This window comes from Paraburkholderia sp. UCT70 (assembly GCF_050434085.1).
In the GTDB taxonomy this organism is placed as follows: Bacteria; Pseudomonadota; Gammaproteobacteria; order Burkholderiales; family Burkholderiaceae; genus Paraburkholderia; species Paraburkholderia tuberum.
This window is the reverse complement of record NZ_JBNPVZ010000003.1, coordinates 693,652-711,067: the sequence shown is the minus strand read 5'-3', so window position 1 is coordinate 711,067 and position 17,416 is coordinate 693,652. Positions and strand designations below refer to the sequence as shown.

The window sequence follows — 17,416 nt, the reverse complement described above, 5'->3', positions numbered from 1 at the left end:
GGGCATGCTTCCGCGGCGGCTGCCTCGCGCTTGACGGCAATGAAACTGTCCGGACCCACCGACATCGAATCGATCGCGCACTCGACGAGGAACGCCGCGAACTCCCGCCTGCGGTCCGCTGCGCGTAGCGATGCCGGCGACCGACGGAACCCGCGCCAAGCGGCGTCGATTCGTCGACGGTGACGGCGGGGGCGCTCATCACGTCACGCACCCGAATCGAACGCTCTTTCAGATACTCGACCGCGAGTGATCTCCACATCGAGTGCCCTGCGCTGTCGCACATCGGTGCAGGCAGGCGCGAGGCGACGCAATTGACGGGCGCTGAAGGACGCGTCGCCGCGCTCCCTTCGGCGCCAACTTCGAATCCGCTCGCGCGGCGTGCCGCCGCGACGAAGTCCGCGTCGACCAGTCGTTGCAACGCGTCGATTCCGCCGTGCGATGCGCCTATCGCAAAGATCCGGCCACTCGTGATTAGCCCCGAGTTCGAGTACAGCCCAATGATCGATGCGTAGCGGCGGACCATTGTTGATTTGCATCAAGCATCAAGCCCGCCCTCCGCTGTCCAGGCGACGGTGACGACGTCCATGTCGATGCGCCACCTGGCGAATTCGCACTGCCGACTGCGATGCGACGGTGAATTACCGGTCACCCGCTCCACGAACGTCGCGTCAAAACGCAACGCTGAACGCTGTCACGAATTCGTCGAGCCGCGCGCGATCGAGCCCGTCGATACCGGCGGCAGCGACCCTGCCGTTTCCTCCGAACTTCCTGCAAAGGACGTCGGCGCCTCGCGGACAATCGAGCGGAGCCCGTACGCTCGCCGTGTATCGGCCATCGGCGCCGGCCGTCAGCACCGCGTGCGCTCGCGCCGGGTCGCGTCGCGCGACGAGATTGGCGAAATCGCCTCGCACGCGCCGCGCCCACGCCGCGTCGGGAAGAATGTGCACCGTTCCATTGGCGACCCGCCGCATTACCGCGAGTCCCAAGGCCAGTTCGAGGTCTTCCGTTCGTCGCGCCTGCAGTTCGGGCAGCACGCCGGTCGACGCAATGAACTCGAGCGGATCCGAATAGGGTTGAATGGCGCGATACATCTCGACAGGATCGACGGCAAGATCGACGACGCTGTCCCCGTAGGCGTTGTAGTTGATCGCTTCGCCGAGTTCGCGCAGTTTGTGCTCATCGGACGAGTTCACCGCGCACGCAGTGGCGGCCCGATGCGCTGCCCGATGCAGGTTGTCGCCATAGGCCGCGACCACCGCCCATCGCGTGCACCGGCCTTGCAGATGGCGGTCCACGATCAGCGCAGTGCACCTATCCGGTGACGTATCGATATGCGTCGTCAGCAGCGCGTGTGCGGGGATGGGCCCGGGGAAATGATGATCGAAATAGTCGATCTTTACACCAAGATCCAGCAACGCGATGAGTGGCTCGCGGTTCGAGTCGAGCGAAATATCCAGCACCGTCACGCTGTCGCCCTGCTGCGCGTTCGCGCGTTGCAGAAGCGTTATCTCGCGCTTGGCTCCCGTGATCAGGATCGTGTCGGCAGGCTCGGCGAGCCGCAACTGATGCAGCGCGCAGATGCCGTCGGCATCGCCATTGAAAATATCGAATCGCTTCATCAGCTGCTCCACCGGCGCGTTGCTGCTACGATCGCACGCGGCTTGACTGCGGTCAAACGGTGACCCACGCTCCATTTCGTATGGAAGCGTACAGGCAGTTGCCGACCGACTGGCGATGCCCGGCTACCGCCTCGCTGATACAGATCAAGCCGGTTACCATACCCGATGGCTTAAATGAGTAGACGATTCCGGCTCGCGCGCAAGGCGGGCGCCGGCCGTCCCACCAGGCGGAGGTCAACCGTGCCGAATGAGACGCTCGTGCTTCACGATGACGCCCGGCAATTGCTGCTCAATAGCGTCAATGCGCTCGCCGAGGCCGTCAAGGTCATGCCTGGTTTCGGCGGCCGCAGCGTGATCGTCGAACGCGCGCCCGGCGTGCCGCTCGTCGCGAATTCCGGCCTGGTTGTCGCGGGCTCGGTCGACTTGACCGGTCGCCACGAAGAAATGGCCGCGCAGCTGCCCGCGAGGTGGAGTCCGGCATGAGTTCGCCACGGAGCCGCAAGCTTTCTTCACCACGCGCCAATGCAAGCATGCGCGGCATCCAGCATCTCGACAACCGGGTCCGCGCCGCGCGCCGCAGCGTGCGCGGACTCGACGCGACGCTGCGCAGGCCGGGCACGTACCGTCATCCGGCGGGCAGGATCGTCCGGGTCGAAACGCACATATCCGTCGTGTATCTCGCCGGGCGCTTCGCGTACAAGATCATCAAACCCGTCGCCCCGGGTTTCGCGGACTTTACCGCCACCGCGACCCGCAAGCGCTGCTGCGAAGCCCAGCTCCGTCTGAACCGGCCACTCGCGCAAGGTATTTACGCCGGCGTGCTGCCGATTGCGCGCCACGCCGGCGTGCTGACACTCGGGGACGGCGGCGTGACAGTCGATCACGCGGTCAAGATGCGCCGCTTCGACGAGGCGATGCTCTTTTCGAGTCTCGCGGCGAATGGAGCACTGACGCCGCGCGACATCGACGGCGCGGCGAAGCGGCTCGCCGACTATCACCTGAGGGCGCCCCGCAACGCGCCGTCGTCGCGCTACGGGAGCGCCACGCTGGTGCGAACGCAGATCGAAACGATCAACGCGGCGCTGCTGGCCAATTGCAGCCATCCCGCGCTGCCCGGTATTGCCGCGTGGTGCGCGCGACAACTCGACCAACTCGCGCCGCTGATCGAGCGGCGCTGCGCCGAGGGTTTCGTGCGGGGCTGCCATGGCGATCTGCATCTGGACAACGTGGTTCGCTGGCGCGGCGCAATCGCGATGTTCGACTGTATCGACTTCGACGATGCGCTACGCTGGATCGACGTCGCAGCGGACGTCGCGTTTCTCGTGATGGACCTGTGCGCGCGAGCGGAGCCCCGTCTGGCCAATCGACTGTTGAACCGTTGGCTGGAAACGTCGGGCGATTATGCGACGCTGTCGCTGATGCCTTTGTACGTCGCCTATCGCGCGCTGGTGCGGGCGTGGGTCGCGTGCCTGAAAGCGGGATACGTAGCGGGCCGCAACGTCGCCATCCCGGATCCGGCCCTGCGCTACCTCGAGGTGGCACGGGCGCAAACGCAGAAGCCGGCACCCGTTTTGCTGCTGTGTCATGGCTACTCCGGTTCGGGAAAATCAGTCGCGAGCCGGGCTCTCGCGGACCTGTGCGGCGCGGTGCGAGTGTCGAGCGATGCCGAACGCAAGCGTCTGCGGCCGGCGCCCGACGCGCAAACCTCGCTTGGCGCCGAACACTACACGCCAGCCGCACGTCACGCGATCTACGACCACCTTCTTCGACTCGCGCACCGCGTGCTGCAAAGCGGCCACAGCGCGATCGTCGACGCGACCTTTCTCGAGTTCCGTCACCGCGACACGTTTTTCGCGCTCGCCCAACGGCTTGGCGTACCGGCTCGCATTCTCGACTTTCGTGCCGAACCAACGGTGCTCGCGCAACGCATCGAAGCGCGCCGGCATGGTCCGCGCGATCTATCCGACGCCGACACCGCGACGCTCGCGCGTCAACTCGCGAGCGCCGAAGCACTGACGCCGGCGGAACAGGCGTCGACCTTGTCATTCGACACCGCGGTACCGATGGCGGCGTTCGACTCCCCCGCGTTCTGGCGACCCGTGCTTGCACTGATGCAGTCAGCGCCGTTTGCGACACGCTGATCGTGTTCCGACGCGAAGCGGGGTCATTGATCTGCGCGTGTGATCGAGGTCGCGTCCGCGTCGATCACGGCTGGCCAAAGTGACATCTCACACAAACGGCCCGACTGCCCGCCGCGGATAGCGGATAATGGATCGCGAACGAGACGCCAATCGCGAGACGGTCGGAGCCAGCGGTCACGAAATGCCGTTCGGATTGATCGGCGTGCGCGAACACGCGCCGATGCTCGGCGACTCCATGCGGATCGATACCGCGCAAAGCGCGGACTTCGCGATTGCGGTCAGGTTTCCCCTGGCAATGGATGCAACCGGGAGAGATCACCCCCTGATCAAGGTGTTGCTGGCCGACGACCACACGCTCGTACGCGACGGACTGCGCCATATCCTGCAGCGCGCGAGCGGCTTCGAAGTGGCCGGCGAAGCTTGCGACAGCGCGACGCAGGCCCACGTGCTCGTGCTCGACCTGTCGATGCCGGGGCGCAATGACCCGGCGACACGATGACGACACGAACCGCGTGCTCGCGGGAACGATCCGAAAGGAGACTTCGAGATGACCGATGCCGCCCAACATGACGCGTGGGAAATCGGCGAACCGCACTTCCACGCCTCCACGCCACTGGAACAGCAGCTGCGCTTTGCGCTGCATTATGCGGTGCTCGCGCCGTCGAATCACAACACGCAACCGTGGCGGTTCATCGTCGACGGCGAGACCGTACAGATCTGCGCCGACCGCATGCGCGCGCTTCCCGTGGTCGATCCTTTCGATCGCGAACTGCTGATGAGCTGCGGCGCGGCGTTGCTCAATCTTCGCGTGGCGCTGTGCCGTCTCGGTCTCGCTTATGCGATCACGCCGTTTCCATCGGAAGCCGACCCCGACATCGTGGCGCTCGTGCGCGTGTCGCGCGACGGGCCTCGCGATCCCCACCTGCACGAACTATTCGACGCGCTGACGGCGCGCGTGACGACGCGTGCGCCGTTCGTCGACGAAGCCGTTCCGGTGGCACTGCAACGCAAGCTCAGCGACGCCTGCGACGACGAGGGCGCGATTGCCTGTTGCGTGGAGCAAACGACCGCGCGCGAGGCGCTTGCGCAACTGATCGCCGACGCCGATCACGCGCAGTTCGCGGACCCACGTTTCCGTCGCGAGCTCGCCAGCTGGATCCACCCGCGCCGGCGCGACGATGGCATGCCGGCTTACGGTACCGCTGTCGGAGCATTGCTCGACTTCGCGGCGCCGCTCGTCAGCCTGGCCGTCCGCGTATTCGATGTGGGCGCAGGACAGCCCGCCACGCATCAGCACCTCGTGCAAGGCTCGCCGCTGATGGTCGGCATTGCCACGATGCGCGACGACCGCGAGGCATGGCTCGCCGCGGGACAGGCGCTCGAGCGGATGCTGCTGGTCGCGGCATCCGCGGGACTGAGCGCTTCCTACCTGAACCAGCCGATCGAAGTGGACCCGCTGCGCGAGCGGCTCCGGACGCTGCTGGGAACGGAGGCGATTCCGCAGCTTCTGCTCCGCGTCGGCCGCGGCCCGCGCGTCAGTCATGCGCCGAGGCGGCCGCTGGCCGATGTGGTGTCCTGACACGCGTGGGTCCGGGCACGCGTGGAAACGGTACCGATGGGCCCGTGATGAAGGTCGCGCGACAGCCCGACCAACGCCGGCATGGGCGATCCGACCGAAGGATCGCCATGTCATGCGCTACCCCAATGCCGCCACATGCTGTATGAACTGGACCTCAGCACTTCGCGATGGCCGCGCTTGAGCGAACGCGGCCAGCAACAATATCAAGCGGAAAACCAGCGCGTTGCCTCACCTCAATGTCGGTTAGCGGGCTACACCTCGCGGGCTACACCGTTACCACGATCTTTCCGAACTGCCCGTTGGTTTCGAGGTAGCGGTGCGCGTCGACGATCTCGTCGAACGCAAAGGTGCGATCGATGACCGGCTTCAGCGAGCCGCTTTCGAGCCCCTTGAGCACGAACTCCACCGCAGCCTTTCGGCGCGTCGGGTCGCCACTCGTCAGCCAGATGTTGTGCGCCTTCACGGAAATCATTTTGGCGATCATCTGCAGCACGGGCAGCGTCGTGGCACGTTCGTCTAGCACGCCGTACAGATACGCGATCCCCTGGAAGGACAGCGCCGAGACCAGTTTCGCGAAGTTCGGGCCGCCGACCGGATCGAAAGCGACGCGAGCTCCCTTTCCATCCGTGATCCGCATGATCGCTTCGACAAGGTCCGACTCGTCCGTCACGACCACGTGTGCGGCACGCGCGTCGAGCAACTGCTGTCGCTTGCCAGCATGGCGCGTGACCGCGATCGACGTCGCCCCCGCGTAATTCGCTAGCTGGATCGCTGCCAGTCCAACGCTGCTCGAAGCGGCCGGTATGACGACGTAGTCGCCGGCGCCCACCTTCGCATCTTCGATCAGCGCGCCATATGCGGTGACGAACATCATCCACACCGACGCGGCCTCGGCGAAGGAAAGAGATTTCGGGTGCCTGACGACTGCATGGTCCGGCACGATGATGACTTCGCCGTAGGTGAAGTACTGATTCATCGAGAACGACGGGATCACATTGACCTGGTCTCCGGGCGCGAATCCGCCGACGCCCTCGCCCACCGCGTCGACGATGCCGGCCGCCTCGTACCCGAGCCCGGCCGGAAAGCGGACGGGCTCGGTGTACTGGTCGGTGCGCCACATCGATTCCGCGCGATTGAGACCGATCGCTTTCACGTTGATGCGAACTTCACCGCGGCCGGGGCCGCGGACCGATTCGTCGACGAATCGAAGCACTTCCGGCCCACCGGCCTCGGCAAACCTGACAGTCCGTGACATCACTACCTCCTGGATGGATTGATGGTAGAGCACTGCGAAAATTACAACGTCGTTCCCGCGAGGGAATTCGACTGATAAGCGGGGAAATCCGAACAGTGCTTTTCGTCGTCGCCCCAGAACGCCGCCTCGCACAAAGAGGGTCGATCGAAAACTATGCGGTGGCCGGATTTTCGCCGGTCATTCGCCTGATGATCGCAAGCAGTTCTTCGATATCGACGGGTTTGACGAGATGACTATCACACCCCGCCCCCGCTGAACGAGCCACGTCCTCTGGCTGTCCGTATCCCGACACGGCGACGATTTCAAGGCGCTTGCCAGCCGCCTGATGATCCCTCAGCCGACGCGCAACCTCATAGCCGCTGATTCCCGGCAGACCAAGATCAAGGAAAACGATCTGCGGCTCGAAGGCAGCGGCAATCTGAAGCGCTTCTTCCCCGCTGTGTGCGGTGCGCACATCGTGCGCGTCGAGAATCATTGCGAGCGACAGCGCGGCATCGCTGTTATCGTCGACGATCAGAACACGCATTGGATCGGACGGCGTTCGACCTGCTTCGGCACCGTCCTTCGCCCGCTGGTTGCTGCCCTGGCAAACGGGTAGACGTATTTCGAATTCACTGCCTCTGTTCTTGCCTTCGCTCCTGGCGACAATGGTCCCGCCGTGCATCTCGGTCAGCGTCTTGCACACCGAGAGCCCGATCCCAAGACCGCCCCTGGACGGCTCGCCGTGGCAGGAACCCTGTACGAACAGATCGAACACGTGAGGCAGTGCGTCGCCCGAAATACCCGTGCCCGTGTCCGACACGGTAACGGATACCTGCTGACCGACGAGCGTCGCGCATACCACGATCCGGCCACCCTCGTCGGTGTATTTGATCGCGTTATCCAGCAGATTGGAGAATGTCTGGGTGATCCGCGCCGGGTCACCGTGGACGTACACTGGGTGCGCGAGCGGCAGACGCACGATGTCGTGATGCCGCTGCAACGCAGCCGGCATCGTGATCTCGAGAGCGTGGTCGAGTGCCAGCCTGATATCGAAGACCTCGCGCTTCAACTCGATCTTGCCGGTGGTGATCCTCGATACATCGAGCAGGTCGTCGATCAGATGCGACAGGTGGCCGGTCTGGCGTTCGATCACATTCCGCAGCCACTCACGTTTGGCGGGATCGGCTCCCGCGCTGTGGCCCAGCAGATGCGCGGCGTTCCGCACGGGCGCCAACGGGTTGCGCAGCTCGTGCGCGAGCGTGGCCAGAAAGATGTCCTTGCGGCGATCGGCGTCCTGCAATTTCGCCTGCGCGTCGGTCCGCTCCGTCACGTCGCACAAGCTGCCAATGAACGTGTAATCGTCCTGCTGAGCGGGCGAACGCAGATACCCGAACATTTCGACGGTCCTGAGCGCGCGGTCGGTTACGCGGTGCAGCCGGAACGCGACATGCACCGGCTCGCCGGAGACCAGCCGGGACTGAAAATGGCATTTCAGCAGTTCGACATCGTCGGGATGAACGACCGACGTCATGAACTCGGTTTCCGTCAACGGCCCCCTCTTCTCGGGCTGCCCGGTGATTTCGTACATCTGGCGGTTTTCCCACACGCCTTGTCGCGAGGCGCCACACCACTCGAAGATGCCGATGCCGGCCGCGCTCGTGGCGACACGCAGCCGCTCCTCGGAGAGCTTCAGCGCAGTCAGCGCCGTGTGCAGGCTGTCCTGCGCCGCCGCCACCTCGGCGGCCTGACGTTGCATTTGCGCCTCGATGGCGTTTTCGATCATCGCGCGAAACGTGCGCTCGACGATGTCGTGTGCCCGCATGTGAACGTCGACGGAAGACGCAACCGGACCGAAATACGCGCGGATCTCGTCTTTCAGAAAGCGCTGCATCAGATCGATGTTGCGAAACAGATCCGTGACCCGCCAGCCCTCTGGCCAGAACCTGCCGGGGTGCGCGACCGCCACATGCGCGGATAGTGACGCGTCGCTCCCGGCGACCAGCAGGGCGGCGCATACTTCGGCCAGCATATAGGCGAAACAGCCAATGAGTCCCTGCCCGCTGTCCGCATCGGTGTGCGCTCCCAGCTCCGAGGTCTCGGCGATCCAGCGATGCATCAGTTGCTCACGGGTACGCCCCAGCCTGCGCGCCAGCCCGTTTAGCGTGATCGCGCCTCGGGAATCCAGATCGAGATGCCGTTTCATCCAGGTACCCCCGGACGAACGCTGTGAGCCCGCGATGCCGTCCCGGCACACCGGTTTGTGTCAGTCAACCTCTTTGTCATGGACCGTTTTAGTAGGTTACGCAGCGCGCGACTATAAATAGTATCGCAGCATCCAAGGCGGTCCGCCATGGCATGCGGGACAGGACGAACCATTAAAAGCTCGACGTTTCCGACGCAAGTATCCTCGCGTGCGCGTAAGATTGCCGGAAACGCGATGAAGACGCGAAGGAGCCATGGCGATGGAGGAACCCCGGAACTCAACGCGACAGAACGGCCCCAAGATCGCGTTTGCCCTGCAAGGCGGCGGTTCGCACGGGGCCTTCACGTGGGGTGTGCTCGACCGTCTGCTGGAGGCTTCGTCGCAGGCAACCCCGCTCGATATCGCGGCGATCAGCGGCGCAAGCGCGGGCGGAATCAATGCGACGCTGTGCGCGGCGGGTCTCACAACCAGCGGCGCACCGAAAGCGCGCGACATGCTGCGCGCCTTCTGGGAAGCGGTATCGCGCGCCGGTGCGCTGGCGGGCAACGCGCTCCTCGGCTTTTCCGAACCCGGCCCATTCGGCGGCTGGAATATCGACTGGAATCCCGCCGCCATCATGCTGGAGGCCGTGGGACTCGTCGCTTCGCCTTACGGCAATCCGTTTTACCGCGATCCTCTCGGGCCGGTGATTCGTTCCGCCCTCCCCGAACAGGATCTCGCCGCGCTCAATACCACGCGCGATGGCCCGCAACTGTTCATTTGCGCAACCGACGTACGAACCAACCAACGCGCAATTTTCACCCGCCCCGAGATTTCCATTGACGTATTGCGCGCTTCCGCATGCCTGCCGAGCGAGTTTCGCACCATCAGCGTGGGCGGCATACCGTACTGGGATGGCGGCTATCTGGGCAACCCGCCATTGGCACCGTTGATCGCCCATGCCCAGGACCTGATTCTCGTTCTGGCGAATCCGTTCGTGCGCCACGACATGCCGCCTAAAGACGCGCGCGGCATTCTCGACCGGCTCAATGAAATCGGTTTCAACGCGTCCGTCGTATTGGAGATCAACGCGATCGAAGCGGTCAACCGTGTGCTCGACTCGGTCGGCGAGGAAGCGGCGCGCAAAAGCCGCTTCAAGCCCGTCAGGTTTCACCTGATTCGCGACGACGATTTTCTCGCGAAGTTCGGTTTTGTTTCCAAGAGCAGCACGTCCTGGTCATTGCTCAAAACGCTCTTCGAGCGTGGCCGCGAAGTGGCGAACGTATGGCTCGAGAACGACTACGCGAAACTCGGGCAAGCGTCTTCGCTCGACGTCAAGGGTTCGTTGCTCGATCCGACGCTCAGGCACAGCGGCAACGCGAGCGCGCGACGAAACTGAAAAGGACGGAGGTCGCACGCCCAGCGCTCATCGTCAGACTTCATGGCCGTACTTCGTGGTCAACACCACGGGCTTCAGCCGCAACACGGCGACGCTATGCGGACCCGTCGATCCAGGCGGTGATGATCCCGCGTGGATACAGCCGGACTGATCGCGTATCCGGCCGCGGCTGCCAGCTTGCGGCAGTCTCAATCGCCTGCCCGCGAGATGACCCTCGCGATGGCCTCCGCAGCCGTCGCAACGTTGTTGTCATTGAGCGCGGCGACGCACATGCGCCCGGACCGGATCAAGTAGACGCCGTGCCGTTCGCGCAGCGTATCGACCTGGTCTGCCGACAACCCGGTGTACGTGAACATACCGCGCTGCTCGAGGTAGCGCGCGAGCATCGTGTCCGGCACCTTGCCGCGCAGGCGTTCATGGATCTCCGCACGCATACGCATGATGCGCCGGCACATCGATGCAAGCTCTTGTTGCCATGATTGCCGCATTGCCGGTGTTGTCAGCACGCGCGCTACGATCTTTGCGCCGTGCGTCGGCGGATTGCTGTAGTTCGCGCGCACAGCGCTCGTCAATTGACCCAATACGCGCCCGGCGACATCCGGCGACTCGCAAATCACCGACAGTCCGCCGCACCGCTCGCCATACAGCGAGAAGTTCTTCGAGAATGAATTGGCCACCAACGCCGGCACGTTCTGGCGCACGAGTTCACGAATCGCAAATGCGTCCGCGTCGATGCCCGCGCCGAAGCCCTGGTACGCCATGTCGATGAATGGCAGCAGGGTCCGCTTCCTGATGACCTCGATCAGTTGCATCCATTGCGCGTCGTTCAGATCGACGCCCGTCGGGTTGTGACAGCACGCGTGCAACAGGACGACGCTGCGCGCCGGCAGCGCGTCGATGGCCGACAGCATCTCTTCGAACTTGAGCCCGCCGCTCGATTCGTCGTAGTACGGGTACGTGTCGACTTCGAATCCCGCGCGCTCGAAGATGAAACGGTGGTTTTCCCACGTCGGATCGCTGACCCATACCCGTGAGCCCGCAAAATAGCGCTTGATGAAATCCGCACCGACCTTGAGCGCGCCCGAGCCGCCCAAGGTCTGCGCAGTCGCGATGCGCCCCTCGGTACGTGCCGGCGAGTCGTCGCCGAACACCAACGATTGCACGGCATCGCGGTAGTGGGCGAAGCCCGCCATCGGCAGGTACGGCTTTGGACCGGGCTCGGCGAGCAGTTGTCCTTCGGCCTCGCGTACGGCTTGCATCACCGGTAAGCGGCCTTGATCGTCGTAATAGATGCCGATGCTCAGATTGACCTTATGGTCGCGCGAATCCTTCGCGAAGTTCTCGTTCAATGTGAGGATCGGGTCGCCCGCATAGGCATCGATGTGTTCAAACATGCTGGTTCCCTGGATTAGGCCAAATGGTTGCAGAAACGCGGTGCCTAGCGCATCGGCACACCAACTGGTACCGAGGCGTCCGCGCGTCGATTGCGCAAGCGATAGCCGACGCCCAGCGCAACGAGCCAAACGGGGATCAGGTAGACCGACATGCGCAGATCCGGTATCAGCCACATCACCACCAGAATGCCGCCAAGGAACACCAGACACAGATAGTTGGTGAGCGGATAACCCACGCTGCGGAATACGGTCGTCTCACCGGCTCGCGCTTTCGCGCTGCGAAAGCGCAAATGAATGATGCTGATCATTGCCCAGTTGATGATGAGCGCCGAGACGACGAGCCCCATCAGCAATTGAAATGCCTTGCCGGGCATCAGGTAGTTGATCACCACGCAGGTGGCCGTCGCCACGGCGGAAACACCCAGCGCGACGAGCGGAATCCCGCGGGCGTTCACCTTCAGCAGAGCGCGCGGCGCATTGCCCTGGCCTGCGAGGCCGTAAAGCATGCGGCTGTTGCAGTAGACGCCGCTGTTGTACACCGACAGCGCGGCGGTGAGCACCACCGCATTGAGCACGTTGGCGACGAAGTTACTATTCATCGCGTGAAAGATCAGCACGAACGGACTACCGCCCGTAACGACTTTTTCCCACGGATACAGCGACAGCAGCACGCCGAGTGCGCCGACGTAGAAAATCAGGATCCGGTAGATCACCTGGTTGGTCGCGCGCGGGATGGTGTGCGAAGGATCTTCCGCCTCGGCGGCCGTAATGCCGACGAGTTCCAGTCCACCGAACGAGAACATGATGACAGCCATCGCCATCACGAGGCCCGACACGCCGTTCGGAAAGAAGCCACCGTGGCGCCAGAGATTGGCCACGCCCGCGTCAGGGCCTGCATGGCCCGAAATCACCAGGTAGCCGCCGAAGCCGATCATGCCAACGATCGCCGCGACCTTGACGATCGAGAACCAGAACTCGAGCTCGCCGTACGACTTCACGCTGGTGAGGTTGATCGCGTTGATGACGCAAAAGCAGACGAGCGCGGAGACCCACGTGGGCAGACCGGGCCACCAGTACTGCATGTAGATGCCAACGGCCGACAGTTCTGCCATTGACACGAGAACGTACAGCACCCAGTAGTTCCAGCCGGACACGAAGCCGGAGAATTGGCCGCAGTATTTGCCTGCGAAGTAGCTGAAGGATCCCGCAACCGGCTCGTCGACGACCATTTCGCCGAGTTGCCGCATGATGAAGAAGGCGACGATGCCCGCGATCGCGTACCCGAGCAACACGGACGGTCCTGCCGTCTTGATGGTCTGCGCGATGCCGAGAAAGAGGCCGGTGCCGATTGCGCCTCCTAGCGCGATCAACTGAATGTGACGATTCTTCAGGCCGCGCTGTAGCGTGCCCTGTTGCCGGTGTGCCACGATGTTGTCTCCTGTGTCCTGCGGTTGGTTCTGGACGCCACGCCTCGCTTTTCACCTGCTCTGGTCGGGCAGGCGAAACGTGCCGAGGCCTCACAGCCGACGCTTGTGGCGCCGGTGCCGTGTCTTGCTGGAATAGGTATTGTTGCAGCGGCTATCAACGGGGTTGTATGCGCGTCAAACCTTCAGCGTGCCCCGCTCGATCTGATCGCGTTCGAGCGACTCGAACAGCGCCTTGAAATTGCCTTCGCCGAAACCTTCATCACCCTTGCGCAGGATGAATTCGAAAAAGACAGGGCCAAGCAGCGGCTTGGAAAAAATCTGCAGCAGCAGGCGCGGCGATCCGTCTGCCGTCGTTCCATCGAGGAGGATGCCGCGCGATTGCAATTCGCCCACCGGTTGACCGTGGCCCGGCAAGCGCGTCGCGAGCGCATCGTAGTAGTAGCTGTTGGGCCCCGTCATCAGCGGCACGCCTGCCATCTGCAGGTTGTCGATAACCGTTATCAGATCGTCCGTCAGGAACGCGATGTGTTGAATGCCCTCGCCATTGAAGGCCATCAGGAATTCCTCGATCTGCCCGCTCCCCTTGCCAGATTCCTCGTTCAATGGAATGCGGATCTTGCCGTCCGGCGCCGTCATCGCCTTCGACGTGAGACCCGTGTATTCGCCCTCGATGTCGAAGTAGCGTAGCTCACGGAAGTTGAACAGCGTCTCGTAGAAGTTGGCCCAATACGTCATGCGGCCGCGGTAGACGTTGTGCGTGAGGTGGTCGACGAGGCGCAAGCCATGACCGGCCGGCCGCCGCTCGACACCTTCGATGAACTCGAAATCGATGTCGTAGATCGACTTGCCGTCCTCGAAGCGGTCGATCAGATAAAGCGGTGCGCCGCCAATGCCCTTTATTGCGGGCAATCGCAACTCCATTGGACCGGTTGCGATTTCGATCGGCTGAGCCCCTAGCGACAGCGCGCGGGCGTAGGCCTTGTGCGAATCCTTCACGCGAAATGCCATGCCGCACGCACTCGGGCCATGCTCGGCGGCAAAGTAAGCGGCCGCACTGTTGCGCTCGCGATTGACGATGAAGTTGATTTCGCCCTGGCGGTAAAGCAGCACGTCCTTCGAACGGTGGCGAGCCACCAGTGTGAAGCCCATCTGCTCGAACAGCGGTTCGAGCACATTGGGTACGGGCGAGGCAAATTCAACGAATTCGAAGCCCATCAGTTGCATTGGATTGTCAAACAGGTCGGCCATGATCTCTCAGGTTCAGCAGAGGGTGAATGATTTGTGGCGAGCAACCGGCACCGAGTGGTGCTGGGTGTCGCAATGATGAAAGAAAATTTCTCCAATCGCCACGCAGGCAGCGTCCTCGGACCACTCTCTCAACGCATTTGCCGGCGGCATCGCAGCGACATCTCGATTCAGTGTAAGTTTTTATCGACGCAATTGGATTTCCTTGCAGACGCAGACAAACCCTGATTTGTGCATTAAAATTTCATTTCACTGGCGAATGAGGAAATAAAAGTGCATGCAATCGACATCGATCGTATCGACGTGCGTTTACTGGAGATTCTTCAGTCCCAGGGGCGCATCTCCAATCTCGAACTTGCGGAGGCGATCAAACTGTCGCCCGCGCAAACGCTGAGGCGGCATCGCCGGCTCGAGGAAATGGGTGTGATCAAACGCTACGAGACGCGGCTCGACGCGCAGCTGCTGGGCTTTGGCGTAGTGGCCTTCATCCAGGTGACGATGGAGCGAGGCCATGTCCGCGACCTGTCGAAGTTCAAGCGAATGATCTCGGAACTCACCCAGGTTCAGGAATGCTTCGTCGTAACGGGTGATATCGATTACATGCTCAAGGTCGTGGCGCACGACCTGAAAGCGCTGTCGGAGTTTCTGCTGGATACGCTGATGCGCATTCCGGGCGTGAGCGGAGTCAAGTCCAGCGTTTGCCTCGATGAAATCAAATGTACGGGCGCTGTCCCGTTGGCGGCCTAGCCCGCCGAGCGCGAGCGTCGCCCATCACATTCCGGTGCCCACTATTCCCCGCATGCGTGCGTGCGGATCAACGGTCACTTTGCTCCTGAAGGTCAAAGCTCCCAGGCGATGCAGAGCGAGGCACTAGTTCACCCTCCCGACCGACCGCAATATCGAGCGTCCTTGCGCAGTCAGACGCCCTCGCGCGTATCCAGACGCGCATTTTGTCGCATACCTCGATGCCCGAATCCGGCTTCCCGGGCGCAGGTCGAAGCCTCAGCATGCCGCCAAGCTTCGTGTAGGAGGTTCCGCCCCGATAGAGCCCAACCGCCCCGCAACACGGTCGATAGCCACGAGATGACTGAGTGCCTTACAGAACGTCTCGTCGAGACTCCGCTCCGCATCCAGCGCGACAACGCCGTTGACCTCGAACACCGCGCGATAGGCCGCCACCTGACGCGTCAGAAAGCTCATCGGCGGCGGCTGGTCGTTCTCGTCGTTCCTTGCCCGCACGCGACGGTGTGAAGTCGCGCCGGAAACGTTCAGACCAAAGGCGACGTCGGGACGCAGCAAATGACCAGCGATGCTGCGGAGCACAGGCGCAGTCTCTGCGGGATCGGAACGCGTGCCGATTTCAGCCTGGGAGGTGAACACGTAGCGGTCGCAGAAAACGACGTCGCCACGTTCCAGTGCCGGTATGACCGTGGCGGTCAGATGCTGGACGAGGTCTCCCATGATGGACAGCAGAATGCCCAGCATGTCGACGCGCCGTCGGTTTACGTCGAGTCCGGAACCGGCGCTCGATGTATGCCAGTGGCTGTCCACCATATCCCGGAACACCGCGTCTTTGCGAATCCGACGGGTCGGCGTAAACGTCGTCACGCAGTTGAGCCCCGCACGCGTGCACGCGCTTTCGAGCCTTTCCATCAGTGACGACTTCCCCGCCCCATCCACACCGCACAACGTGACCAGAACCCCCGGATAAGCATGCGGTTTGAGCTCGAGCGTTTCGAAGACACCATTCGACATGAAATCACCTCAGACCAAAACTTCCCGAGACTCCGCGAGCATCTCGTCACAGGCCTCGATCGGCGCGAGGACCGCGGTGAAGTGCTTGAGCATCGACGGTGCCGAGACGATGCGCATTCCCCGGATCGCATCGCGTCGTTGGTAGACCCGGATCAACGCGGCGGCAGCCGCCGCGAGGTGGCTATCGGTGTAGACGCGGCGAGGAATAGCCAGCCTCAGCAGCTCCAGCCTCGGGGCGCTGACAGTGCCCGTCGACGGATCTTCTTTCAGGAACGCCAACGAGCCCAGACCGACGGCGCGCACGCCGCCCTCCAGATAAAGCTCGGCAGCCAGCGCCTCGGCCGGGAACTGCGAGCGCGGCAAGTGCGGCAGGAAGGCGGCCGCATCGACGTACACCGCGTGTCCACCGGTCGGCCTCAGTATCGGAACGCCGCCGGCGAGCAGTGTGTCTCCTAGCCGTTCGACCTGACCTACGCGGTGTTGCAGATATCCGTCGTCGACCATCTCGCGCAGACCGATCGCGAGCGCCTCGAGATCGCGGCCCGCCATCCCTCCGTAGGTGACGAAACCTTCGTACAGCACGAGCAGCGGCACGACCTGCTCATAGAGCGCGCGCGACCGTGTCGCGAGCAAGCCGCCGATGTTGACCAGCGCATCCTTCTTGCAGCTGAACGTGCAGCCCTCGGCATAGGAAAACTGCTCCTTCAGAATTTCCGCCACGGACCGGTTCGCATAGCCGCTCTCGCGCTGCTGGATGAAGTAAGCATTCTCCGCGCAGCGCGCCGCATCGAAGTAGACCGGAATCGCAAACTCATCGGCCAACGCCCTCACCGCGCGCAGGTTCGCCATCGATACCGGCTGGCCGCCGCCCGCGTTGTTCGTCAGCGAGACCATGATCAGCGGAACATTGTCGCGCCCTTCGCTCTCGATCACGTTGCGCAGCTTCTGCACATCCACGTCGCCCTTGAACGGGTGCTCGACAGCGGGTTGGTAGCCGATTTCGGCGACGCACGGTATCGCGCTCCCGCCGGCAATCGATACGTGTGCCTCGGTCGAATCGAACGGCGCGTTGAATGGCACCACCTGGCCTGGGCGCACGAGGGTCCGAAACAGGAAGTGCTCGGCCGGCCGGCCCTGATGGGTTGGCAATACGTATTCGAAGCCGAGCATGTCCCGCACGGCCTGCGTCAACTTCGTGAAACTGCGGGAACCGGCATATGATTCGTCGCCGGTCATGATGCCTGCCCATTGGTTCGCGCTCATCGCGGAGGTGCCGCTGTCCGTCATCAGATCGATGTAGACGTCGTCTGCTTCGAGGCGAAAGACGTTGTACCCGGCGGCGACAAGCCGCGCCTGCCGTTGCTCGCGGTCGATCAGCCTGATCGGCTCGACCATCTTGATCCTGTACGGCTCAGGCTGGCTGTTTTCTAAAAGCATG

The 17,416-nt window shown here is 63.0% G+C and carries 13 protein-coding genes and 1 pseudogene; 6 read left to right on the top strand and 8 right to left on the bottom strand.

The window, feature by feature from the left end; genetic code table 11:
- Positions 1-668 precede the first annotated feature (668 nt).
- Entirely contained in the window at positions 669-1,619 is a 951-nt protein-coding gene (locus tag OKW41_RS21120; RefSeq protein WP_429573843.1) for an acetyltransferase, read from the bottom strand.
- Between the two features lie 174 nt (positions 1,620-1,793).
- Here OKW41_RS21120 and OKW41_RS21115 point away from each other — a divergent pair, with 174 nt between their 5' ends.
- The 4 genes and pseudogenes from OKW41_RS21115 to OKW41_RS21100 all read left to right on the top strand — a co-directional run bounded on the left by OKW41_RS21115 (position 1,794) and on the right by OKW41_RS21100 (position 5,339).
- Positions 1,794-2,102 carry a hypothetical protein gene (locus tag OKW41_RS21115; RefSeq protein WP_429573842.1) on the top strand — a complete coding sequence of 103 codons (309 nt, stop codon included), beginning with the start codon at positions 1,794-1,796 and terminating at the stop codon, positions 2,100-2,102.
- Positions 2,099-3,760 carry an AAA family ATPase gene (locus tag OKW41_RS21110; RefSeq protein WP_429573841.1) on the top strand — a complete coding sequence of 554 codons (1,662 nt, stop codon included), beginning with the start codon at positions 2,099-2,101 and terminating at the stop codon, positions 3,758-3,760. Before OKW41_RS21115 ends, OKW41_RS21110 begins: the two co-directional genes overlap by 4 nt.
- Positions 3,761-4,082: 322 nt before the next feature.
- Positions 4,083-4,241: pseudogene (locus OKW41_RS21105) on the top strand (response regulator transcription factor); the annotation flags it as partial.
- A 66-nt stretch (positions 4,242-4,307) separates the two neighbouring features.
- On the top strand, positions 4,308-5,339 hold the full coding sequence (locus tag OKW41_RS21100) for an Acg family FMN-binding oxidoreductase (RefSeq protein ID WP_429573840.1): 1,032 nt from the start codon (positions 4,308-4,310) through the stop codon (positions 5,337-5,339).
- A gap of 265 nt (positions 5,340-5,604) precedes the next feature.
- Here the strand turns inward: OKW41_RS21100 and OKW41_RS21095 are convergent, their stop codons facing one another.
- Both OKW41_RS21095 and OKW41_RS21090 read right to left on the bottom strand, forming a co-directional pair.
- Positions 5,605-6,594: a zinc-dependent alcohol dehydrogenase family protein gene (locus tag OKW41_RS21095; RefSeq protein ID WP_429573839.1), complete on the bottom strand. Its 990-nt coding sequence runs from the start codon at positions 6,592-6,594 to the stop codon at positions 5,605-5,607.
- 151 nt (positions 6,595-6,745) lie between these two features.
- Entirely contained in the window at positions 6,746-8,779 is a 2,034-nt protein-coding gene (locus tag OKW41_RS21090; RefSeq protein ID WP_429573838.1) for an ATP-binding protein, read from the bottom strand.
- Between the two features lie 259 nt (positions 8,780-9,038).
- On the opposite strand from OKW41_RS21090, the gene OKW41_RS21085 reads away from it, so the two are divergent.
- The gene (locus OKW41_RS21085; protein ID WP_429573837.1) at positions 9,039-10,157 is read left to right on the top strand and encodes a patatin-like phospholipase family protein; all 1,119 of its coding nucleotides are present in this window, start codon (positions 9,039-9,041) and stop codon (positions 10,155-10,157) included.
- A gap of 188 nt (positions 10,158-10,345) precedes the next feature.
- Here OKW41_RS21085 and OKW41_RS21080 read toward each other — a convergent pair whose 3' ends face one another.
- The 3 genes from OKW41_RS21080 to hppD form a co-directional block, all read right to left on the bottom strand.
- Complete coding sequence (locus OKW41_RS21080; protein ID WP_429573836.1) at positions 10,346-11,551, bottom strand: amino acid aminotransferase; 1,206 nt, start codon at positions 11,549-11,551, stop codon at positions 10,346-10,348.
- 44 nt (positions 11,552-11,595) lie between these two features.
- Positions 11,596-12,978, bottom strand: a complete 1,383-nt coding sequence (locus OKW41_RS21075) for an amino acid permease (RefSeq protein ID WP_429573835.1) — start codon at positions 12,976-12,978, stop codon at positions 11,596-11,598.
- Positions 12,979-13,152: 174 nt separating this feature from the next.
- A complete protein-coding gene (gene hppD, locus OKW41_RS21070; protein ID WP_429573834.1) occupies positions 13,153-14,226 on the bottom strand; it encodes a 4-hydroxyphenylpyruvate dioxygenase in 1,074 nt (357 codons plus the stop codon).
- A gap of 270 nt (positions 14,227-14,496) precedes the next feature.
- Here hppD and OKW41_RS21065 point away from each other — a divergent pair, with 270 nt between their 5' ends.
- On the top strand, positions 14,497-14,970 hold the full coding sequence (locus OKW41_RS21065; RefSeq protein ID WP_429448021.1) for an Lrp/AsnC family transcriptional regulator: 474 nt from the start codon (positions 14,497-14,499) through the stop codon (positions 14,968-14,970).
- Positions 14,971-15,225: 255 nt separating this feature from the next.
- Here OKW41_RS21065 and OKW41_RS21060 read toward each other — a convergent pair whose 3' ends face one another.
- The gene (locus OKW41_RS21060; protein WP_429573833.1) at positions 15,226-15,978 is read right to left on the bottom strand and encodes a dTMP kinase; all 753 of its coding nucleotides are present in this window, start codon (positions 15,976-15,978) and stop codon (positions 15,226-15,228) included.
- A gap of 9 nt (positions 15,979-15,987) precedes the next feature.
- Positions 15,988-17,415 (bottom strand): tryptophanase, encoded by a 1,428-nt coding sequence (locus tag OKW41_RS21055; RefSeq protein WP_429573832.1) that lies wholly within the window; start codon positions 17,413-17,415, stop codon positions 15,988-15,990.
- Position 17,416 lies beyond the last annotated feature (1 nt).

What these genes read in the sequence shown, in the direction of transcription:
- OKW41_RS21060 (WP_429573833.1), bottom strand. Translation starts at nt 15,978, where the DNA reads ATGTCGAATGGTGTCTTCGAAACGCTCGAGCTCAAACCGCATGCTTAT.
- OKW41_RS21100 (WP_429573840.1), top strand. Translation starts at nt 4,308, where the DNA reads ATGACCGATGCCGCCCAACATGACGCGTGGGAAATCGGCGAACCGCAC.
- OKW41_RS21055 (WP_429573832.1), bottom strand. Translation starts at nt 17,415, where the DNA reads ATGCTTTTAGAAAACAGCCAGCCTGAGCCGTACAGGATCAAGATGGTC.
- OKW41_RS21090 (WP_429573838.1), bottom strand. Translation starts at nt 8,779, where the DNA reads ATGAAACGGCATCTCGATCTGGATTCCCGAGGCGCGATCACGCTAAAC.
- hppD (WP_429573834.1), bottom strand. Translation starts at nt 14,226, where the DNA reads ATGGCCGACCTGTTTGACAATCCAATGCAACTGATGGGCTTCGAATTC.
- OKW41_RS21080 (WP_429573836.1), bottom strand. Translation starts at nt 11,551, where the DNA reads ATGTTTGAACACATCGATGCCTATGCGGGCGACCCGATCCTCACATTG.
- OKW41_RS21095 (WP_429573839.1), bottom strand. Translation starts at nt 6,594, where the DNA reads ATGTCACGGACTGTCAGGTTTGCCGAGGCCGGTGGGCCGGAAGTGCTT.
- OKW41_RS21110 (WP_429573841.1), top strand. Translation starts at nt 2,099, where the DNA reads ATGAGTTCGCCACGGAGCCGCAAGCTTTCTTCACCACGCGCCAATGCA.
- OKW41_RS21085 (WP_429573837.1), top strand. Translation starts at nt 9,039, where the DNA reads ATGGAGGAACCCCGGAACTCAACGCGACAGAACGGCCCCAAGATCGCG.
- OKW41_RS21120 (WP_429573843.1), bottom strand. Translation starts at nt 1,619, where the DNA reads ATGAAGCGATTCGATATTTTCAATGGCGATGCCGACGGCATCTGCGCG.
- OKW41_RS21115 (WP_429573842.1), top strand. Translation starts at nt 1,794, where the DNA reads ATGAGTAGACGATTCCGGCTCGCGCGCAAGGCGGGCGCCGGCCGTCCC.